Here is a 20,971-nt window from a genome sequence, read left to right as displayed (position 1 = left end):
CGCACGTGTGATCCTGCGCCATCGCGCGGATCGATGCTGCAGGGGCTCCGAACCGCGCGGGCGATGCCCAAGGCGCTGACGATGGCGATCCTCGCCGCGGTCCTGCTACTGCGCGTCCTGATCCCGCAAGGATGGATGCCGGTCCAGACCGACAACGGCTGGCAGATCACGATCTGCACCGGCACCGGCCCAATGCAGATGACGATGCCGGCCTTGCCCGGACAGCGCCATCTGCCGGGCGGGCAGGATCATGCGCCGGGCGACCATCCCTGCACCTTCGCCGGCTTCGCGCTGGCGATCGATCGGGCAATGCCGCCGATGCTGGCGCTGCCGCCCGTCCCCATCTCGGGCTGGCTGATAACCACGGCCCGATCGATCGCAATCGGGCGCGGGCTGGCCGCCCCTCCTCCCCCCGCCACCGGACCGCCTGGCTTCTGACCCGAACGCCGCGCTTGGGCGCGGTCACGTTCACGGCTGGGCCATCGAGCTTCGAATGCTCCCCACGCCGTGCGCTCGCGAAAGCCTCTGGACTTTCGCCGGACAGACAAGGGGAATTTCCGTGCCCGATTTTTGCCGGCCGTTATGGCCGTTATTGTGTGCAGCCGTCATCGCCACGCCCGCTCACGCCGCTGACGATGGCGCCAGGGTCGAAGACATTCTGGTCGTCGCCCAGAAAACCCAACAGACGATCGAGAATGCGCCGTCGAGCCGCGCTACGATCAGCGCCGACACGATCGCCGCGACCACCAATGCGGTGAATGTCGAGGATGCGGTCAAATATCTGCCGAGCCTGGTGGTCCGCAAACGCCACATCGGCGACACGCAGGCGCCACTCGCGACCCGTACCTCGGGACTGGGATCGTCGGCGCGAAGCCTGATCTATGCCGACGGGGCGCTGCTCTCGGCACTGATCGGCAACAACAATACCTCCGCCTCGCCGCGCTGGAGCCTCGTCAGCCCGCAGGAGATCGCCCGGATCGACGTCCTCTACGGCCCCTTCTCGGCGGCTTATCCGGGCAACTCGATCGGCGCGGTCGTCAACATCACCACGCGCCTGCCCGATCGGCTGGAGGCGACGGTCAATGCCGGCACCAATGTCCAGACCTTCCGCCAATATGGCACCGACAAGGTGCTGCCTGCCTATCAGATCGGCGGAACCATCGGCGATCGTTTCGGACCACTGGCCGTGTTTGCGAGTGTCGATCATGTCACCAGCAACAGCCAGCCCTTGCTCTACGTGACCGCACTCCAACCATCGGCCGGCAGCCCGGTAGGGCAGAACACGATCGGCGCTTTTTCCGATCTCAACCGCACCGGCCAGCCGATCAAGGTGGTCGGCGCGAGCGGTTTCGAGCATCAGGCGCAGGACCATCTCAAGATAAAGGCCGCACTGGACATCATGCCCGATATCCGGGTGACCTATGTCGGTGGCCTGTTCCTCAACGACACCAGCGCGCATGCCGAGACCTGGCTGACCAATCAGGCGACCGGAGTACCCACTTATGCCGGATCGCTGAACATCGACGGCCGCGCCTACACGATCGCGGCAAGCGCCTTTTCTGGCGGCGTCTATGACTATCAGGAGCGCCACTGGTCACACGCTCTTTCGGCGACCGGAACCGGCGGCCGCTTCGATTGGCAGTTGATCGGCACGCTCTACGACTTCGCGCATGACGTGCAGCGCATTCCCACCACCGCCTTACCAGACGCGCGCTCCGGTGGAGCCGGCACGATCACGCGGCTAGACGGGACCGGCTGGAAGACGATCGACGCCAAGGCGGCATGGCGATCGGACGCCATGACGATCAGCTTCGGCGCGCATGCCGACTGGTTCGAACTCGATAGCAGGCGGTACACGACCGCCGATTGGATCCACGGCGGCGAGGGCACGCTCAACCTCCAGTCGAAGGGGAAGACTCGCACCGCCGCCCTCTGGGCGCAGGATGCATGGAAGATCGTCCCCGCCCTCACCCTGACGCTGGGCGGACGCTACGAATGGTGGAAAGCCTATGGCGGGCTCAATTTTCCCGTTCCCGCCTCCCCGCTGGCGTTCGATCAGCCGACGATCTCAGCCAGCAAGTTTTCGCCCAAGGCCTCGCTCGCTTGGACCGCGACGCCGCATTGGACGGTGCGGGCCTCGTTCGGCCAAGCCTATCGCTTTCCGACGGTGGCCGAACTTTATCAGGTGGTGACCACACCCGTACCGGCGCTGCCCAACCCCAATTTGCGTCCCGAACGGGCGCTGTCCGAAGAATTGGCGATCGAACAGCATGACAATCACGGCACGATCCGACTATCCCTTTTCAACGAGGCGATAAGGGACGCGCTGATCTCGCAGACCGGCCCGCTGCCGGTCGTGCCGATGCAGGTGGGCACGTTCGTCCAGAATGTCGATCGCACCCGCGCGCGCGGGGCCGAGTTCGCGGTGCAACGTGCCGACATCCTCCCGCGCTTCGATCTGCTCGGCAGCGTCACTTATGCGAACGCGACGACGCGCAAGGACACGGCCTTTCCGGCTGCGGTGGGCAAATCTTTGCCCTCTGTCCCGCGTTGGCGGGCGACGATGGTCGGCACCTGGCGGCCGATCGACCAGCTCTCGCTGTCGGCGGCGATGCGCTATGCGAGCCGAAGCTACGGGTCGGTCGACAATAGCGACTTCGTCGGCAACACGTACCAGGGCTTCTACAAATATCTGGTGGTCGATCTGCGCGCGGCGCTCAAGGTGACCGAACATTGGTCGCTCGCCATCGGCGTCGATAATCTCAACAACGACCGTTACTTCCTGTTCCACCCCTTCACGCAGCGCAGCTACCAGGTGGATCTGACATGGAAGCTGTGACGGCGCTGCCGAAGGCCGGGCGCTGGTATAATGCGGTGTGGCGCTGGCATTTCTACGCCGGAATGCTCTGCATTCCGTTCGTGATCTGGCTCGCCTGCACCGGCGCAATCTATCTGTGGCGCCCGCAGCTGGAGGCCTGGCTCGATCGACCCTATGACCACCTCGCGCCCAGCGGCCCGGCGGCCTCGCCCGACGCGCAGGTGGCGGCGGCGCTCGCGGTGGTGCCCGGATCGACGCTGCACAAATATGTGCTGCCGGATGCGCCCGATCAGGCGGTGCGGATACTCGTCACCCGCCATGGCGAGGATATGCGGGTCTATGTCCACCCACGCACCCTCGCCATCCTGAAGGTCGCGGTGGAGGAGAAACGGCCCTTTCGAATGATCTTTCACCTGCACGGCGAACTGCTCGCCGGCGCGGTCGGGAGCTATCTGGTCGAGACGGCTACCTGTTGGACCGTCGTGATGCTCCTGACCGGGCTCTACCTTTGGTGGCCGCGCGGACGGCGGGGATTGGCGGGCGTGCTCTACCCGCGGCTGAGAAGCGGGCGGCGCCTGTTCTGGCGCGACATCCACGCGACCGCGGGCATATGGGTGTCGGTTTTCGCGCTCGCATTGATCCTGACCGGCCTGCCCTGGGCGAAGGGCTGGGGCAGCTATCTTACCGAGATACGCCAGGTCACCGGGACTGCACGCGGTCCGGTCGATTGGACGATCGGCGGCAAGCCGCCCAAGCAGGATACGATGTCGGGCGATCATGCCGGCCATGGCTCGATGGTGATGGCCGCGCCGGCTATCCGCCCCGGCGAGCTTGCACGGGTTGTCGCCGCGGCGCGCATGTTCGAGGTCGCGCCGCCGGTGCTGATCTCACCGCCGACCCGGCCTGGCGCGCCCTGGGCGATCAGCTCGGACGCCGCCGATCGGCCGCTACGCAGCGATCTCAAGGTCGATGGCGCTTCGGGCAGGATCGTCAGCCGTGTCGCATTCGCCCAGCGCCACTGGATCGATCGCGCGATCGGTTATGGGGTAGCCGGCCACGAAGGCGCATTGTTCGGGATCGCCAATCAGATCATCGGCACCGCAACCGCGTTGCTGCTCGTCGTCCTCGCCGGATCTGGGGCGATCATGTGGTGGCGTAGACGCCCCAGCGGATTGCTGGGGGCGCCAGTTCCATCGGCACGACCGCGCTTCGGCATCGGCCTGTTGGGCGCGATCGGCGCTCTCGGCCTCTATCTTCCTCTCTTCGGAGCGAGCCTGATCGGGGTCCTGCTGCTCGAACGGCTGCTGTTCCGTTTCATGCCCGCCACCCGCCGGTGGCTCGGGCTCGAAGCATCGCGCGCGATGCGTTAGATCAGCCCCGCATGGGCCAGCGCGGCGTCCACCGCCGCGCGGCTTGTGGCCGAGGCCGGCGTCATCGGCAGGCGGATCTCGGTCGGGAAGTCGGGATTGATCCGGTTGAGTGCATATTTGACCGGGCCCGGCGACGCATCCGAGAACAAGGCGGCGTGGAGGGGGAACAGCCGATCCTGCAGTGCCAGCGCGTCCGTCCAGCGCCCTTCCGCGCAAGCCGCCTGGAAATCGGCGCACAGACGCGGGGCGACATTGGCAGTGACCGAGATGCAGCCGACCCCGCCCATCGCCATGAAGCCCAGCGCCATATCATCGTTGCCCGAAAGCTGGCAGAAATCGGTGCCGCAAGCGAGGCGCTGCGCCGAAACGCGCTCGACCTTGCCGCTCGCATCCTTGACGCCGACGACCGTCGGCAGCTTTGCCAACGTCGCCATCGTCTCGACGGTGATGTCGGTCACCGTGCGCGCCGGCACGTTATAGATGATGATCGGCAGCGGCGAACGCTCGGCCAGAAACGTGAAATGTGCGATCAGTCCGTCCTGATTGGGGCGATTATAATAAGGCAACACCACGAGAGCCGCTGTCGCACCCGCTTTCTCAGCCGCTTGCATGTGCGACAGCGCCACCAGCGTGTCGTTCGATCCGCAGCCGGCGATCACCGGCACCCGGCCGGCCGCTGCCTCGACGCACAGGCCCACGACGCGATCATGCTCTGCGATCGTCATCGTCGCACTCTCGCCGGTCGTCCCGCACGGAACGAGCGCGGACGAACCATTCTCGATCTGCCAGTCGACGAGCACGCGAAACGCGGCTTCGTCGATCGCCCCATCACGGATCGGCGTAACCAGCGCAGGGATCGACCCGCTGAACATGTTCTTTCCCTTCACCTTTGCCGCTGCCGCCACCATATGTACGGCCATGGCCCCACCCCGCAAACAGCCGCGCCGCCGCAAGTCGCCGCCAGATAGGGAAGCTGTGCCCATCCTGTCCAGCATCGCCCGACGCTTTTGGCCGGCGGGAATCGGATTGCTGTCGGTTGCCACCGCGGCGGCGACTCTGACGACGCTTAAGCCCCAGACGCCCGGCGATTCGCCTGCCGCGAGTGTCGAAGCGACCTCGCCGGGGCTGCCGGCGCGCAGCGACGCTCTTTGGCCGGTGATCGACCAATGGAAACGGCTGCGGCAAAGCGACCGGCTGCCGTTCGACGATTATGCGCGCTTCCTTATGGCGCATCGCGGCTGGCCAGGGGAGATGGGCCTGCGCCGCATCGCCGAACGCCAGATCGTGCCCGACCAGAGCGACCCGACCCGGATCGCGGCATTTTTCGAGCTGTTGCCACCGTTGAGTGCGTCCGGACGCGTGCGCTATGCCGAGGCGCTCGCCGCGATCGGGCAAACTGCCAAGGCGCGCGATGCTGCCGCTGCGGCCTGGACGGGCGGCGCGCTCTCGCCGGACGACGAGAATCGCCTGCTCAGCCGTTTCGCCGGCCAGTTCACGCAGACCGAGCAGGATCAGCGGATGGAACGGTTGCTGTGGGATCATGCGATCGCCTCGGCCACGCGGCAGCTTGCCTTCGTCACCCCGGCCCGCAAGCCGCTCTACGCCGCGCGCCTCGCGCTCCAGACCAAAGCGAGCGATGCAGAGGCGCAGGTCGCCCTCGCTCCCGGCGCGGATCGCGACGCCGGCTACGTGATCGATCGCGCGGCATGGTTGCGCGACTCGAACCAGTGGGTCGCGGCCCGGACATGGCTGGCCCAGCCACACAGTTACGACGCACCACCTTATGATGCGCGCGCCTATCTGGAGACCTTGCTGGCGTTCGCGCGCGCCGCCGCGAGCGACAATCAGAACGACAATGTTTACGGCATCGCGGCCAACGCCGCCGGTGCTTTCGCATCCGGCACCGATATCAGCCAGCGTCCGCTGAACGAGCGTGACGCCTACACCAGCCTCGTCTGGCTCGGCGGGATGACCGCGCTCAAGAAGCTAAACCGCCCGCGCGACGCCGTGGCCCTGTTCGATCTTTATGCCAACGGCGCGCAGACTCCTGGCAGCCAGGCCAAGGGCGCATATTGGGCCGGTCGCGCAGCGCAGGCTTCGGGTGACGCAGCGGGCGCCAACCGATATTTTACGCGGGCGGCGGCCAATGCCGATCAATTCTACGGCCAACTCGCGACCGAACGGCTGGGCCGCGCGATCAGCATCCCGCCCGATCCGCCACCGCTCGCCATTTCCGACGATGCCCGCGCCACTTTCCAGTCACGGGAAGTTGTCCGCGCCGCGCGCCTGCTCGGCGAGCAGCACCAATGGCAGGACCAGAGCCTGTTCGTTCGCCAGATCGCGAACGACGCGAAGAGCGACGTCGATCATGCGCTGGCGGCCACGTTCGGCATCGCGATCAAGCGGCCCGATCTGGGCGTGATGGTTTCGCGCAACGCCCGCACCTCGGGCATGCGCGATCCGATTCGGGTGGGCTTCCCACAGGTTAGCGTGCCGCCGGCGATGGAAACGCACTGGACCATGATCCACGCCATCTCACGCCAGGAAAGCCAGTTCGACCGCGAGATCGTGAGCCCGGCCGGCGCGCGCGGGCTGATGCAATTGATGAACCCGACCGCGAAGGAACAGGCCGGCAAGCTCGGGCTACCCTGGCAGCCGGCGCGGCTGACCGAGGATACCAGCTATAATGTCATGCTCGGATCGGGCTTCTTCGATCGACTGATGAGCTATTATGGCGGCAATTACGTGCTGTCGGTCGCCGCCTACAATGCTGGCCAGGGCAATGTGAACAAGATGATCCGTGCCAACGGCGATCCGCGCCTGCCCGGAGTCGACATGGTCGACTGGATCGAGGCGATTCCGATCAGCGAAACCCGGTCCTACGTGCAGAAGGTGCTGGAAAATGCGGTCGTCTACGATCTGTTCAATCCCGAGCGCGCCAGGACGCCCGAGAAGGATCGGTTGAGCTTTTATCTGGGCAAGAAAAGCGCGGGATGATGGGGTTTCCAAGCCCTCCCCGTTCGGGGGGAGGACTTTCTCATGGCTGACGGTTCGCCAATCACTCCCGCGGGCTATGCCGCGATGCGCCTGCGCTATGAGCAGCTCTTCATGGTCGAACGCCCGAAGATGGTCGAAACCGTCTCCTGGGCGGCCGGCAACGGCGATCGATCCGAGAATGGCGATTATATTTATGGCCGCCGCCGCCTGCGCGAGATCGATCGCGAATTGTCGCATCTGTCGCGGCGAATGAAGGCGGTGCGGATCGTCGATCCCTCCCAGCAGGAAGATCTCGCCCGCGCCTGGTTCGGCGCCACCGTCACCGTCGCCGACGAGGACGACAATGAACGCATCCTCACCCTGGTGGGCGAGGATGAGGCCGATGCCTCCGCTGGTCGCATCAGTTGGCGATCTCCGTTTGCGCGGGCGCTGCGCGGCGCTGCCGTGGGCGATCTACGCCGGGTCGATCTGCCGGCCGGCACCAAGGAATATGAAGTGATTGCGATCGCTTATAGGACGTGACGCACGCACCTGCCTGGGGACGCATGCCATGCACCATGCACCGAACAAGACAGGCTATAGGCTGCGCGATCCGCATATGCTCAGAGCCATCCGCGGACCCGGGGAGCAGATCAGGGGCGATACCCGATCGCTTGTTCCGCAAGCGCTAGAACCTCGGGATCGATCGGCGGCGGGGCCATCGGGACCGATTGCTCCAGCCGTTCGGCAATGGCGGTCAGCGCATCGATCCGCGCGGCTCTCTTGTCGTTGCCGTCGATCGCGATCCACGGGCTTTCCGGCCGATCGGTGCGCGCGAACATCTCGCTCATGGCGGCGAGATAGGCGGGCCGCTTGGCGCGGTTGCGATAATCGTCGGCATCGCTCTTCCAGCGCTTCCACGGATCATCGAGCCGCGCCGCAAGACGCTTGTCCTGTTCCGCCTGCGTGATGTGAACGAACAATTTGACGAGGGTTATCCCGTCTTCGGCGAGGCCGTCCTCAAAGGCATTGATCTCGTCATAGCCCGCGCACCATTCGGTCGCGGTCGCGTAATTTTCGACCCGTTCGACCAACACGCGTCCATACCAGCTTCGATCGAACACCGAAATCTCGCCCGGCCCAGGCAGACGCTTGCGGAAGCGCCACAGGAAATCGTGCTTCTTTTCCTGTGGCGTCGGCGCGCCGATCGGCCATGCCTCATAATGGCGCTGATCCCATCTGGCGGTGAGCCGCTGGATGATCCCGCCCTTCCCCGCCGTATCCCACCCCTCGAACATGATTACCGCGCGCTGCTTATGGGCGATGTACGCAGCGAGGATATGCTCCAGCTTCCGCTGCAGACGCTTCAGCTTGCGGGAATGATGGCGGTGGCGGCGATGGTCCTGTTCGTAGGTGCCGAGATCGATCATGATCGCACCGTAACGCCCGATTTCAGCGAGCGGTACCATGCCGCGATATCGTCATGCCGGTGCAGGCCGGCATGACGAACTAATCAGCCCGCGTCGGGCGCAACCGCCTGTGCAACCGGCGTCATGGGCTTTGCGCCCGGCTGATCGACCACGCGGATGTGCAGTTCGCGCAGTTGCTTCAGCGTCACCGCCGAAGGCGCGTTCATCATCAGGTCTTCGGCCTTCTGGTTCATCGGGAAGAGCACGACCTCGCGGATGTTCGGCTCGTCCGCCAGCAGCATGACGATCCGATCGATGCCCGGCGCCGAGCCGCCGTGCGGCGGTGCGCCATACTTGAAGGCGTTGATCATGCCGGGGAAGTTGGTGTCGACCTCGGCCTGGCTGTAGCCGGCGATCTCGAACGCCTTGTACATGATGTCCGGCCGGTGGTTCCGGATCGCGCCCGACGACAATTCGATGCCGTTGCAGACGATGTCATACTGGTAAGCGAGGATGTCGAGCGGATCCTTCGTCTCCAGCGCCTCCAGCTCGCCCTGCGGCATCGAGAAGGGGTTGTGGCTGAAATCAACCTTCTTCGCGTCCTCGTCATATTCGAACATCGGGAAGTCGACGATCCAGCAGAACTGGAACACGCCTTGCTCGATCAGGCCGAGCTCCTCGCCGACGCGGGTGCGCGCCAGGCCGGCAAGCTTGGCCGCCTGCCCTTCCTTGCCTGCCGCGAAGAAGACACCGTCGTTCGGCCCGAGGCCGAGCATCTGGACCAGCTTGGCAGTGGCTTCCTCGCCATGATTCTTGGCGATCGGGCCGCCGGGCTCGCCATCCTTGATGTTGATGTAGCCCAAGCCGGTATAGCCCTGCTGGCGCGCCCAATCGTTCATGTCGTCGAAGAACTTGCGGCTCTTGGTGCCAGCACCCGGCGCCGGGATCGCGCGGACGACATTGCCGCTCTCGACCAGCCGCGCGAAGATGCCGAAGCCCGATCCCTTGAACTGATCGGTGACGTCGACGATCTCGATCGGGTTGCGCAGATCGGGCTTGTCCGATCCGTAGCGCAGCATCGCGTCGCGATAGGCGATGCGCGGAAAGGGCGCCGGGCTCACGACGCGCCCGTTGGCGAACTCCTCGAACACGCCGTGCAGCACTGGCTCGATCGCAGCGAACACATCGTCCTGCGTGACGAAGCTCATCTCGAAATCGAGCTGGTAGAATTCGCCCGGCGAGCGATCGGCGCGCGCATCCTCGTCGCGGAAGCAGGGCGCAATCTGGAAATAGCGATCGAAGCCCGCGACCATCAGCAGCTGCTTGAACATCTGCGGCGCCTGCGGGAGCGCATAGAATTTGCCGGGATGGATCCGGCTCGGCACCAGAAAGTCGCGCGCACCCTCGGGACTCGACGCGGTCAGGATCGGGGTCTGAAACTCGGTGAAGCCCTGCCCGATCATGCGGCGCCGGATGGAGGCGATCACGTTCGAGCGCAGCACGATGTTCTTGTGGATACGCTCGCGCCGCAGATCGAGGAAGCGATAGCGCAGCCGGATATCCTCGGGATAATCGGCCTCGCTCGCCACCGGCAGCGGCAATTCCTGCGCCGCCGACTGGACGGTAATGCTGCGCGCGAACACCTCGATCTCGCCGGTGGCGAGGTTGGGGTTGGTCGTGCCCTCCGCACGCGCTTTCACCACGCCATCGATCGTCACGACCAATTCCACGCGCAGGCTCTCCAACACTGGCAGAGCCGCGCTGTCGCTGTCGGCCACGATCTGGGTGATGCCATAATGGTCGCGCAGATCGACGAACAGGATGCCGCCATGATCGCGCTTGCGATGCACCCAGCCCGAGAGGCGAACCTCCTGGCCGACCTGGGCGGCCGACAGGCCGGCGCAATTGTGGGTACGATAGGCGTGCATGATATTCTCTCTGTAAAATCCGCCGATCCCGCGCTTGGCAGGGCGTGCGACCTCAATCGTAGGGCCGCGCATTGATTCCACACTGGCCTTTGTCAACCCGCACCACCGACGCTATGGCGGGCATTCAATGATCATTCATCCGTTAATCAGCGACACCAAAACGCTCACCGAACTCTGCGCAAGGCTCGCCAGGAGCCGCTTCGTCGCGGTCGATACCGAGTTCATGCGCGAGAACACCTATTGGCCCGAACTCTGCCTCGTGCAGATCGCGGACGAGAACGAGGCGGCGGCGATCGATCCGCTCGCGCCCGGCATCGATCTGAAGCCTCTGCTTGATTTGATGGTCGAGAATGAGGACGTGCTGAAGGTCGTGCATGCCGGCGGGCAGGATATCGAGATCGTCCACAACCTGACCGCCAAGACGCCGCATCCGTTGTTCGATACGCAGATCGCGGCGATGGCGATGGGGATGGGCGAGCAGGTCGGCTATTCCAACCTGGTCGAGAGCATGACCGGGGTGAAGCTCGACAAGGGCGCGCGCTTTACCGATTGGAGCCGCCGCCCGCTCGACAAGCGCCAGATCGATTATGCGATCGGCGACGTCACCTATCTCGCCGAAATCTTCCCGCGCATGCTCGATCGGCTGCGCAAGACCGGACGCGGCGCGTGGCTCGATCACGAGATGGAGCGCATCGCCGATCCTGCCAATTATGTGAACGATCCCGATCTCGCCTGGACACGAATCAAGGTGGCGAGCCGCAAGCCGGAGGTGCTGGGACGGCTCAAGGCGATCGCCGGATTCCGCGAGCGCGAGGCGCGGCGCAAGAATTTGCCGCGCGGCCGGCTGATCAAGGACGAGACGATCGCCGATCTCGCGGTCCATCCGCCGCGCCATCAAAGCGACCTTGCGAAGGTGCGTGGTCTGGCGGCGAGCTGGGCGGGCAATGATATCGGAGCCCGCCTGATGAGCGCGCTCGAAAGCGCTGCGCCGCTGACCGAGGCCGAGATGCCGCCACGCGAGGATCGTCGTCCCGGGCTAGGCAAGGACGGTGCGCTGGTGGCGGACCTGCTCAAGCTGCTGCTCAAGGTGCGCGCGCGCGATTCGGATGTAGCGCCGCGCCTGATCTGCCGTTCGGACGAACTGGACGCGATGGCGGCGGGCCAGCGCCAGGGCCTCTCGATGCTGGAAGGATGGCGTTACGAGGTGTTCGGCAAGGACGCCCTGGCTTTGTGCGAAGGCCGCCTGGCGTTCAGCGTACGCTCGGGCAAGATGGTGATGAGCGAGATCGAATAGCTACCTTGTGGTCATCCCCGCGGAGGCGGGGATCCATAACCTCTAACGCTGCGAATTTGTCCGGTCGGTTCGGAGAATATGGATTCCCGCCTTCGCGGGAATGACGGCATGGGCATTTACCCCGCGACCACCAAAGATTTCCGCCCGAAGGCATCGGCCAGCAATTTGTGCCGCCGTTCGACTGCCTCACCATACAGCGCTTTATCCTCGCCCGAGAGGCGCAAGGTTATGGTGCCCTCCTCCAGCACGAGCCGGCTCGTCTCCAGCGGACCGGCCACACCGCCCGACAAACGCTGGCCAAGCCGCATCGCCAGCCCCCAGCGAATCGCGGTCGCGCATTCCTCGAGCCCGATCAGCCGCCGGACGATCTCCGGAACGCCCGTGCCACCGAAATGGGTGAACAGCGCTTGGCCCAGCATCGCGCGGCCGGGCGCATCGATACCGACCCAATGGCCGTGAAGGGCGGTATCGAGGCCGCGTTCGGCGCGGAATTCCGGATGCGCGCGCCAACCCACGTCGGCCAGCAGGCAGGCGGCATGGCGCAGCCGGACGAAGCCGGCGGGCTCATTGGCGAACAAGGGCGTAATCCAGCGGTCGAGCAGATCGCCATGCTCTGCGAAGCGGCCCTGGCGCATACCCTCCTCGCGCGTCGCCTCGATCAGCGGATCGAGCGTGCGGACATGCGCCGGCAAGCTGCGATGGAGCAGGCCTTCGCGCAGGCCATAAGCCGACACGATCAAACTGCTCGGTGCGAGCCTGCGAGCCAGCGCGGACAACAGCAACGCTGCATCGCCGAGCGCGCCGATCCGCGAGGACGAAATCTCGGCCAGGCTGCGGATGCGCTTCGCATCGAGCTGGCCGAGCGCGCGAACCATCCGCTGTGCCTCGGCCGGGGTCATCTCGTAATGGTGAATGATCGGCAGAGGAAAAGCCGACAGGGTCATATGCAGCCGCGCGAGCGCGCGCCACGATCCGCCGACCATGTAGAAAGGCTTGCCGGCGGCGGTATCGCTCCAGCCGACCTTGACGAGCGCAGAAGCCAGCGCGCGGTCGAGTTCGCGCGCGCTCTTGAGCTTCAGCGCGGCGATGCGTAGCACGCCGAAGGGGATCGAAACGCCCTCCCCCACCTGCCCGTTGCCGACCCGCACCAGTTCGAGACTACCGCCGCCCAGATCGCCGACGATCCCGTCCGCATCGGGGATTGCGGCGAGAACGCCGTGTCCCGCAAGGGCGGCCTCCTCGCGGCCCGGCAGCAATTCGACCGGCAGGCCGATCGCGTTCAACCGCGCGATGAATTCGGGGCCGTTGCGGGCATCGCGCACCGCCGCAGTGGCGACGGTACGCAGGCTGCTGACGCCCATATCCTCGGCCAGCCGCCGGAACCGCCCGAGCGCAATCACCGCGCGTTCGACCGCCGCGGTATCGAGCAGCCCCGATCGCGCGAGCCCCTTGCCCAGCCCCGCCATGATCTTCTCGTTGAACAGGATCGAGGGCATGCGCCCCTCGCCCTCATAGATGACGAGGCGGATCGAGTTCGAGCCGATATCGATGATAGCGACCGGCGCGTCCCTGACGGGCGCATCCACGCGGCGCAGGGAGCGAATCGCTGACATGCGGTTGCAGGCCTAGCGGGGTTTTAGGGGAGAAGAAACACAGACGAGATCCTCCACGGCTTTTGCAGGGGAGACGTTTCAGTCGCGCTTGATCGTCAGTTTGGGCACCGAGCCGGCATTCTTGAGTGCCGCACCGCGCCCCGAAAGCGACGGATTGGTCATGAAATAGCGGTGCAGATTGAACGGCCGTTTGCCCGGCTTCATCCGCTCATATTCGCCGTTCGGGTGGAGGATCCAGCTCTGCTCGTCGTCGATCAGATTGGCGACCATCACCTGGTCGAGGATCTGGGCATGCACGGTCGGGTTCTCGATCGGCATCAGGAACTCGACCCGTCGATCGAAATTGCGTGGCATCCAATCGGCCGAGGAGATGTACAATTTCGCCTTGGGATTGGGCAGGTCGGCGCCATTCCCGAACGCGATGATCCGGCTATGCTCCAGGAAGCGGCCGACGATCGACTTGACCCGGATGTTTTCCGACAGGCCGGGCACACCGGGACGCAGGCAGCAGATGCCGCGCACGACCAGATCGATCTCTACCCCAGCCGCGCTCGCGCGATACAGCTTTTCGATGATGAGGGGATCGACCAGGCTGTTGAGCTTGACCCAGATCGCCGCGTCCAGCCCGGCTCGGGCATTGTCGATCTCGGCATCGATGCCGGCCGACAATGTCTCGCGCAAGCCATGCGGCGACAATGTCAGCAGTTCCAGCTTCTGCGGCTCGACATAGCCCGTGACATAATTGAACAATTGCGCCGCATCGCGGCCAGCGCGCGGATCGGCGGTGAAGAAGCTCAAATCGGTATAGATGCGCGCTGTGATCGGATGGTAGTTGCCCGTGCCGAAATGACAGTAGGTGCGGAATTGCTCGCCCTCGCGCCGCACCACCATCGACACCTTGGCATGGGTCTTCCAGTCGATGAAACCATAAACCACCTGGACACCGGCCTGCTCGAGCGCCTCGGCCCAGTTGATATTCTGCTCCTCGTCGAAGCGCGCCTTCAATTCGACCACGGCGGTGACCGACTTGCCCGCCTCGGCCGCGTCGATCAGCGCCCGGATGACGGCGGATTGCTTGCCGGCGCGATAGAGCGTCTGCTTGATCGCAACCACGTCGGGATCGGCCGCTGCCTGCCGCAGGAAGGCCAGTACGACATCGAACGTCTCATACGGATGGTGGACGACGATGTCCTTGGAGCGGATCGCGGCGAAACAGTCTCCGCCATGCTCGCGGACGCGTTCGGGAAAACGCGGCGTGAAGGGTGGGAATTTGAGGTCGGGCCGGTCCTCCTCGACCAGTTCGGCCAGATCGCCGACCGCGAGGAATTCCTGCGTGTCGGTGATCACGTCCTCCAGCCCGCCGATCTCCTCACGCACCAGGGTATCCAGCGCTTCGGGCATATCGGGTCGCGGCTCGAGTCGGATGATCCGTCCACGGCGTCGCCGCTTGATCGCCGACTTGAAGTAGAGGACCAGATCCTCCGCCTCTTCCTCGACCTCCAGATCGCTGTCGCGGATGACCCGGAAGCTGGTGTCGCCCAGCACTTCGAAGCCGGGGAACAGGACGTCGGTAAAGCGCCGGATCAAGGTCTCGATTGCGACATAGCGCGCCTGCAACCCCGGCAGCCGGACGAAGCGCTTGATCGTCGAGGGCAACATCACGAGCTCTCGTGTCGGCTCACCCCCGGACAGGCGCCTGAGATCGAACAGGAGCGTGAAACCCTGGTTCGGGATGAAGGGAAAGGGATGCGACGGATCGAGCGCCTGCGGGGTCAGGATCGGAAAGATCTGTTCGCGAAAATGCTTTTCGAGCCATTCGGCGGTCTCGCCGACGATCTGGTCGCGTTCGAGCACCGCGACTCCGGCTTCGGCCAACTGATCGCGCAGCGACAACCACACCGTCTGCTGCACGTCGGTCAGCCGGTCGGCACGCTCGGCGATAGCGGCGAGCTGTTGCGAGGGGGTGAGGCCATCGGGCGAGCGATCCTCGATCCCCTGTACCTGCTGCCCCTTGAGGCCGGCGACGCGGACCATGAAGAATTCGTCGAGATTGTTGCCCGAAATCGAGAGGAAGCGCACCCGCTCCAGCAACGGATGGGCGGGATTGCACGCCTCGTCGAGCACGCGCTCGTTGAACGCGATCCACGATAGCTCGCGATTGAAGTAACGTTCAGCCGGCGCGATGCGCGGCGCCGAGGTTTCACCGATAATATCGTCGGCGGGCTCGTTGACGGGGTTCGGGTGGTCCATGGCCCCTTACCCCTACTCCTCCAAATGTGACTCGTCGATGACACCCAGAGCGGCCAACGCCTTGCGGGCCAGTGGGACGGTCAGCCCCTGACGCCGTTCGAACGCCAACGTATCGAGCGCATCGACCGTGCGGGTGACGCCCAGATAGGAGCGCTCGATCCGTGGCACGAGATAACGGATCAACTCGGGCGGGGCGGCGAGCCCACGCGCATTGCAGAGCTTCTCGATCAATTGTGCCGAAAGATTTTCGTCGGGCTCCTCGATACGCATCGTCGGAGTCGCCACGAGGCGCGAGCGCAGATCGGGCAGGCGGATGCGCCAGGCCGGTGGCGGCATGTCCGCAATCAGGATCAGAGGCCGGCGCCGCTCCTGCGCGCAATTCCAGGCATGAAAGATCGCTTCTTCGTCGTGCCGTTCGGCATCGTCGATCAGTTCGCCCCCGCTTTTGGCGGCGAAGATGCGGCCGAGCAGAGATCGCCCCGACTTACGCGATCCGGTGAGTATCGTCGCCATGACCGGCCAAAGCGACCAATGATCGAGATGACGGATCAGTGGCTCGTTCGCTTCCGAGACAATATAGTCGCGCTCGTCCGCGCCCGCCGGCCAATCGAACGGCAGCGCGATCTGGCTCACCGCGCGCGCCTCAGCCGCAATGCGCCCCCCGCTTCTTCGATCGAATAGCCGGCCGTCGCGAGCGCGGTGCGGAATGCCTCCGGCGTGCCGGCAAAGGCGACTCGCAGAACCGACACGCCCCCCAGCGCCACGCTGTCGGCGTTAACGAGGCTGACGCCGGGGACCGCGCGGAGCGCGGTCTGAACCTGCACAAGGCCCGCATCGTCAGGCGTGTCGATCTGGACGATGAAGGTCGAAGCGCCCGGCGTCGCCAAAGCCGACGCCTCATCGCCCTCGACCGCGCCCTCCTCGGGCAGATCGGGAGCCGCGGTCGGCTCGGCAGCAAGACTGGCGTCGTACCGGAGCCGGCCGTCCCGCAGCGCGCGGGCATAGGCATCGTCGATTCGCCGGACGCCCTCGTCGAGCATGCGCGGCAGGCCATCGCCATCGGGTGCGGTGAGCGTGAAGGTAGCGATAACCTGCCCGTCAGGCCCATGGATCGCGGCAAAGGTCGCCACCACCGGGCCGCCTGGATATTGGCGCGCGAGACGGACAGTCGGAACGACGACGTCCGACGCGCCATAGAGATCGAGCAACTTGCGCCACTGGCCGCGCCCGGGCCGCCCCGCCTGCTCGACATTCAAAACGAGTGGATCGATGCCCGATCCGACCGGGCGGACATAGTCGATCGGACTGCCGCCCGAGCGGAAGCGCGCCCACGCCTTCTGCCATTCGGTGCGATGCTCGAAGCTTTGCGCAGCACCGCCCGACCACATGACGGGGATCACCAGCATCGGCACCGATCGCTCGCCGACGCTTGCCCCGCCAAGCCATTGCGCCGAACGCGACCGATCGAACAACACGCCGAGCCGCGCGACATAGCGGCGCGCGCCGATCTTCTCGTCCTCGACCGCAATGCCGGCCACGATCGAATCGAGCTGGCTGTCGGAAAGATCGGGCGCGTTCGCGTCGGACGGCTGGTTGTTCACCTTGGCCCAAAGCTGGCGCCAGGCACGATGCTGGGCAATTCGCCAGCCGGTCATCCGTGCGAGATCGGCGGTCTTCGCGGCGACATCGACCGAGATGCCGCCCACCTCGTAATTGGCCGAGCTGTCGATCGGCGGCACACCGCGGTCATTGCCCTCGATCTGGGCAAAACCAAGCGCGCTGAGGCCAATGGCCACCACGCTTCCGGTGATGAGGATGATGCGGCGGGCAGGCGTCACGGTTGGCCTTGTGGCGAATGGCCGGTGGAAATCCAAGCGTGTTGTGGTCTAGGGCGGCTCGATGACCGAACAAGACCGCCGCAATTCGCCCTACACCTATAGCGACGCAGGCGTTTCCATCGCCGCGGGCAATGCGCTCGTGAACGCGATCAAGCCGCTGGTGCGCGCGACGCGGCGCCCCGGCGCGGATGCCGAGATCGGTGGATTCGGCGGATTCTTCGATCTCAGGGCGGCGGGCTATGAGGATCCTTTGCTGGTTGCCGCCAACGATGGCGTCGGCACCAAGCTCAAGCTCGCGATCGACAGTGGGCGCCACGACACGGTCGGCATCGATCTGGTCGCGATGTGCGTCAACGATCTGATCGTGCAGGGCGCTGAGCCCTTGTTCTTCCTCGACTATTTCGCGACCGCCAAGCTCGATCCGGGCATTGCCCAGCAGGTCATCGCGGGCATCGCTCATGGCTGCCGCATCGCCGGCTGCGCGCTGATCGGCGGCGAGACCGCCGAGATGCCCGGCATGTATGCCGAGGGTGATTATGATCTGGCCGGCTTCGCCGTCGGCGCGGTCGAACGGGCGCAGGCGCTGACGGGGACGAAAGTGCAGGCGGGCGATGTCCTGCTCGGGCTCGGGTCGTCGGGCATCCACTCCAACGGCTACTCGCTCGTCCGCCGGCTGGCGAAGGACAAAGGCTGGAAGCTCGATCGCCCGGCCCTGTTCGATCAGGACAAATTGCTGATCGATCTGCTGATGGAGCCGACCCGTATCTATGTCCGCTCGCTGCTGCCGCTGATCCGCAGCAGCAGGATCGCCGCGCTGGCGCATATCACCGGCGGCGGATTGCTCGAGAATATCCCGCGCGTCCTGCCCGAGGGTCTGCATGCGACCGTCGATGCCGATCTGTGGCCGCAGCCAAGGTTGATGGCCTTCCTGCAGGCGCAGGGGGCGATCGAGCCCGAGGAAATGGCGCGGACATTCAACTGCGGCATCGGCATGGTGGCGGTGGTGCGCGCTGCCGATGTGGACGAAGTGACGGAGAAGCTGGCAGCCGCCGGCGAAACCGTGTTCCGGATCGGCGGCATCGCCGAGGGCGAGCGCGGTTGCACCGTGCGGGGCTCGACCGAGACATGGAGCGCGCGTGGCGACTGGTCGTCGACGCATGCGGGATAACCCAGCTCTCCCCTCCCGCTTGCGGGAGGGATCAGATCAGCGACTCGCTTCTCCCAACCGATTCGTCTGCCGCACTGCCCTCCCCCATGCGGGAGGGGGGAAATGAAGGCCCGTGTCGGTGTCCTCATCTCGGGCCGCGGATCGAACATGGCTTCGCTCGTCGAGGCGTCGCACGCGTCGGACTGCCCCTACGAGATTGTACTCGTCATCTCGAACGTTCCTGACGCGCCCGGCTTAGCTTTCGCCGCCGCGAACGGTATTCCGCAGTTCGCGCTCAGCCACAAAGGCATGAAACGCGTCGAATACGATTCGATCATCGACGGCGTGCTCCGCGATGCGAACGTCGAATATGTCGCGTTGGCCGGCTATATGCGCCTTCTCTCGCCTGAATTCGTCGCGAAATGGGCGGGACGGATCGTCAATATCCACCCTGCCCTGCTCCCTGCCTATAAAGGCGTCGACACCCACCAGCGCGTGCTCGACGCAGGCGAGACGAAGCATGGCGCAACCGTCCACATCGTCACCGCAGAGCTGGATGACGGGCCGATCCTCGCCCAGGCCGAGGTGCCGGTGTTTCCGAGCGACGATGTCGATGCGCTCGCGGCACGCGTGCTGATCGAGGAACACAAGCTCTACCCCAAGGCTATGGCCGATCTGGTGCGCCGGCGATGAGCCCCGATCCGGACGCCGATCTCGATCGTCTCCGGGCCATCTGCATGCGAATGCCGCACGCCGCCGAGAAAAAATCGCATGGCGCCACAGCGTTCTTCATCGAAAAAGGCAAGATCTTCGCATACTTCGCGCACAACCATCATGGCGACGACCGCACCGCGGTGCTGATAAAGGCGAGCGGAATAGAGGAGCAGGAGATTCTCATCGAGGCCGATCCCGCTCTCCATTACCGGCCGGCGTACATCGGCCATAAAGGCTGGGTCGGGATACGTGTCGATCAGCAGGAAAGCGACTGGGATCATATCGCCGACCGGATCGAAACAAGCTGGCGGCTCGTTGCGCCGAGGAAATTGCTGGAGCGATTTGCATGAGCGAAACACCCCAGGAGCGCGCCGAGGCGGCGCGCGTCCGCCGCCGCTGGCTCAACCTGGGCGAGATCCTGGCGATCGGCGCGGTCGCGATTTCGGGGCTAACGTTCTGGAACAGCTATGCGGAGCGCAAGAACAACGAGGCCGAGCATGCCGCCGAAAGCGCGCAATCGGCCAAGAAAGCGGTGGTGCTGACCCTGCGGTCTTCGGCCGACAAGGATGGCCGGACGTTGTCGCTCACGCCGCGCGCCGACAATCAGGCGATCCAGAACCAGACGATCCTGTTCCCGACCGCGCTCGGCCTGTCCCCCGCTGAGACGAGCGGCGAAGGGCGGATCGAACGCGGCTGGTTCGACAGCGCCCTGGTCAAAGCGCGACGCGCAGCCGGGGTCGAGGATAAGTTGGGCGATGCCAAGCTGCCGGTGGTGATCGAGACCCATTATCTGGCGGATGGCGATCCCCAGGTCGATCGGGCGGTGTTCGAGCTCGGCTATGCCACCAGCCATAGCTTCATCGGCGGCACCGAGGTCCATCTGCGCGGGCTGGCGCGCGAAAGGCCGGCGGCAAGTGCGGAAGCCGGACAGAAGCAGATCGACGCGATCTGGAAGGCGCGGATGCCCGCGAAGGAATAAGGCAAACCCGTCATTCCCGCGCAGGCGGGAATCCATAAACTCTGCCGTTGCGGCTGAGACGCCCGGTTCGGAGCATGATGGATTCCCGCCTGCGCGAGAATGACGGTGTAGGGATTTAGCCGACCAGTTCTTCCGGTTTGAAGAAATACGCGATCTCGATCGCGGCATTCTCTTCGCTGTCCGAACCATGGACCGAGTTCGCCTCGATCAATTCCGCCAGTTCCTTGCGGATCGTGCCGGGCTCGGCATTGGCGGGGTTGGTAGCGCCCATGATGTCGCGATTGCGCTTCACGGCGTCTTCGCCTTCCAACACCTGCACGACGACCGGGCCGGAGATCATGAAGCTGACGAGGTCCTTGAAGAAGGGGCGCTCGCTATGAACGGCGTAGAAGCCCTCGGCTTGCGCCTGACTCATCTGGATACGCTTGGACGCGACGACGCGCAGGCCGGCTTCCTCCAGCATCTTGGTGACTGCGCCGGTCAGGTTGCGGCGGGTGGCATCGGGCTTGATGATCGAGAAGGTGCGGGTGATCGCCATGACGGGCGCCATGCTCCATGTTTAAATGTGATTGGAAATCGGAGGCGCCTCTAACCGCGCACTGCGCCACGCGCAACCCGTCGCCGTTTCGCAGCAC

18 protein-coding genes are annotated in these 20,971 nt (G+C 65.0%); 10 read left to right on the top strand and 8 right to left on the bottom strand.

Annotated features, from left to right (window positions below; all coding sequences use genetic code 11):
* Positions 1-33 precede the first annotated feature (33 nt).
* From AB4Z44_RS03535 to AB4Z44_RS03525, 3 genes are all read left to right on the top strand, one after another.
* A complete protein-coding gene (locus AB4Z44_RS03535) occupies positions 34-438 on the top strand; it encodes a hypothetical protein (protein ID WP_404712699.1) in 405 nt (134 codons plus the stop codon).
* Positions 439-559: 121 nt separating this feature from the next.
* Positions 560-2,839, top strand: coding sequence for a TonB-dependent receptor (locus AB4Z44_RS03530; protein ID WP_404712698.1), 2,280 nt, complete (start codon positions 560-562; stop codon positions 2,837-2,839).
* Positions 2,827-4,188, top strand: a complete 1,362-nt coding sequence (locus AB4Z44_RS03525) for a PepSY-associated TM helix domain-containing protein (RefSeq protein WP_404712697.1) — start codon at positions 2,827-2,829, stop codon at positions 4,186-4,188. Before AB4Z44_RS03530 ends, AB4Z44_RS03525 begins: the two co-directional genes overlap by 13 nt.
* Here the strand turns inward: AB4Z44_RS03525 and dapA are convergent.
* Positions 4,185-5,060 (bottom strand): 4-hydroxy-tetrahydrodipicolinate synthase, encoded by an 876-nt coding sequence (gene dapA, locus AB4Z44_RS03520; protein WP_404714340.1) that lies wholly within the window; start codon positions 5,058-5,060, stop codon positions 4,185-4,187. The genes AB4Z44_RS03525 and dapA overlap by 4 nt on opposite strands.
* 154 nt (positions 5,061-5,214) lie before the next feature.
* Between dapA and AB4Z44_RS03515 the strand changes: the two genes are divergently transcribed.
* On the top strand, positions 5,215-7,185 hold the full coding sequence (locus AB4Z44_RS03515; RefSeq protein ID WP_404712696.1) for a lytic transglycosylase domain-containing protein: 1,971 nt from the start codon (positions 5,215-5,217) through the stop codon (positions 7,183-7,185).
* Between the two features lie 42 nt (positions 7,186-7,227).
* The gene (locus AB4Z44_RS03510; RefSeq protein WP_404712695.1) at positions 7,228-7,707 is read left to right on the top strand and encodes a GreA/GreB family elongation factor; all 480 of its coding nucleotides are present in this window, start codon (positions 7,228-7,230) and stop codon (positions 7,705-7,707) included.
* A 110-nt stretch (positions 7,708-7,817) separates the two neighbouring features.
* Here AB4Z44_RS03510 and AB4Z44_RS03505 read toward each other — a convergent pair whose 3' ends face one another.
* Together AB4Z44_RS03505 and aspS are read right to left on the bottom strand one after the other, a co-directional pair.
* Positions 7,818-8,597, bottom strand: coding sequence for a polyphosphate kinase 2 family protein (locus tag AB4Z44_RS03505; protein WP_404714339.1), 780 nt, complete (start codon positions 8,595-8,597; stop codon positions 7,818-7,820).
* Positions 8,598-8,677: 80 nt separating this feature from the next.
* On the bottom strand, positions 8,678-10,501 hold the full coding sequence (gene aspS / locus AB4Z44_RS03500; protein WP_404712694.1) for an aspartate--tRNA ligase: 1,824 nt from the start codon (positions 10,499-10,501) through the stop codon (positions 8,678-8,680).
* A gap of 127 nt (positions 10,502-10,628) precedes the next feature.
* Between aspS and rnd the strand changes: the two genes are divergently transcribed.
* The gene (rnd, locus tag AB4Z44_RS03495; protein ID WP_404712693.1) at positions 10,629-11,795 is read left to right on the top strand and encodes a ribonuclease D; all 1,167 of its coding nucleotides are present in this window, start codon (positions 10,629-10,631) and stop codon (positions 11,793-11,795) included.
* A 116-nt stretch (positions 11,796-11,911) separates the two neighbouring features.
* Here rnd and AB4Z44_RS03490 read toward each other — a convergent pair whose 3' ends face one another.
* The 4 genes from AB4Z44_RS03490 to AB4Z44_RS03475 form a co-directional block, all read right to left on the bottom strand.
* The gene (locus AB4Z44_RS03490) at positions 11,912-13,408 is read right to left on the bottom strand and encodes a Ppx/GppA family phosphatase (RefSeq protein WP_404712692.1); all 1,497 of its coding nucleotides are present in this window, start codon (positions 13,406-13,408) and stop codon (positions 11,912-11,914) included.
* A gap of 78 nt (positions 13,409-13,486) precedes the next feature.
* The gene (locus tag AB4Z44_RS03485) at positions 13,487-15,658 is read right to left on the bottom strand and encodes an RNA degradosome polyphosphate kinase (RefSeq protein ID WP_404712691.1); all 2,172 of its coding nucleotides are present in this window, start codon (positions 15,656-15,658) and stop codon (positions 13,487-13,489) included.
* A 12-nt stretch (positions 15,659-15,670) separates the two neighbouring features.
* Entirely contained in the window at positions 15,671-16,291 is a 621-nt protein-coding gene (locus AB4Z44_RS03480; RefSeq protein ID WP_404712690.1) for a chromosomal replication initiator DnaA, read from the bottom strand.
* Entirely contained in the window at positions 16,288-17,496 is a 1,209-nt protein-coding gene (locus tag AB4Z44_RS03475; RefSeq protein WP_404712689.1) for a heavy-metal-associated domain-containing protein, read from the bottom strand. Before AB4Z44_RS03475 ends, AB4Z44_RS03480 begins: the two co-directional genes overlap by 4 nt.
* Before the next feature lie 61 nt (positions 17,497-17,557).
* Here AB4Z44_RS03475 and purM point away from each other — a divergent pair, with 61 nt between their 5' ends.
* The 4 genes from purM to AB4Z44_RS03455 all read left to right on the top strand — a co-directional run bounded on the left by purM (position 17,558) and on the right by AB4Z44_RS03455 (position 20,336).
* A complete protein-coding gene (gene purM, locus AB4Z44_RS03470) occupies positions 17,558-18,664 on the top strand; it encodes a phosphoribosylformylglycinamidine cyclo-ligase (RefSeq protein ID WP_404712688.1) in 1,107 nt (368 codons plus the stop codon).
* Positions 18,665-18,766: 102 nt separating this feature from the next.
* Entirely contained in the window at positions 18,767-19,336 is a 570-nt protein-coding gene (purN, locus tag AB4Z44_RS03465; RefSeq protein WP_404712687.1) for a phosphoribosylglycinamide formyltransferase, read from the top strand.
* Between the two features lie 50 nt (positions 19,337-19,386).
* Positions 19,387-19,707, top strand: a complete 321-nt coding sequence (locus tag AB4Z44_RS03460) for an MmcQ/YjbR family DNA-binding protein (RefSeq protein WP_404712686.1) — start codon at positions 19,387-19,389, stop codon at positions 19,705-19,707.
* Positions 19,704-20,336, top strand: a complete 633-nt coding sequence (locus AB4Z44_RS03455; RefSeq protein WP_404712685.1) for a hypothetical protein — start codon at positions 19,704-19,706, stop codon at positions 20,334-20,336. The genes AB4Z44_RS03460 and AB4Z44_RS03455 overlap by 4 nt, the downstream gene beginning before the upstream one ends.
* Before the next feature lie 115 nt (positions 20,337-20,451).
* Here AB4Z44_RS03455 and ndk read toward each other — a convergent pair whose 3' ends face one another.
* A complete protein-coding gene (gene ndk, locus AB4Z44_RS03450; protein WP_404712684.1) occupies positions 20,452-20,874 on the bottom strand; it encodes a nucleoside-diphosphate kinase in 423 nt (140 codons plus the stop codon).
* Positions 20,875-20,971 lie beyond the last annotated feature (97 nt).

The organism is Sphingomonas sp. MMS24-J13, from assembly GCF_044905095.1.
Taxonomy (GTDB): Bacteria; Pseudomonadota; Alphaproteobacteria; order Sphingomonadales; family Sphingomonadaceae; genus Sphingomonas_I.
The sequence above is the reverse complement of the archived record's forward strand: the minus strand, read 5'-3'. Positions and strand labels throughout refer to the sequence as shown.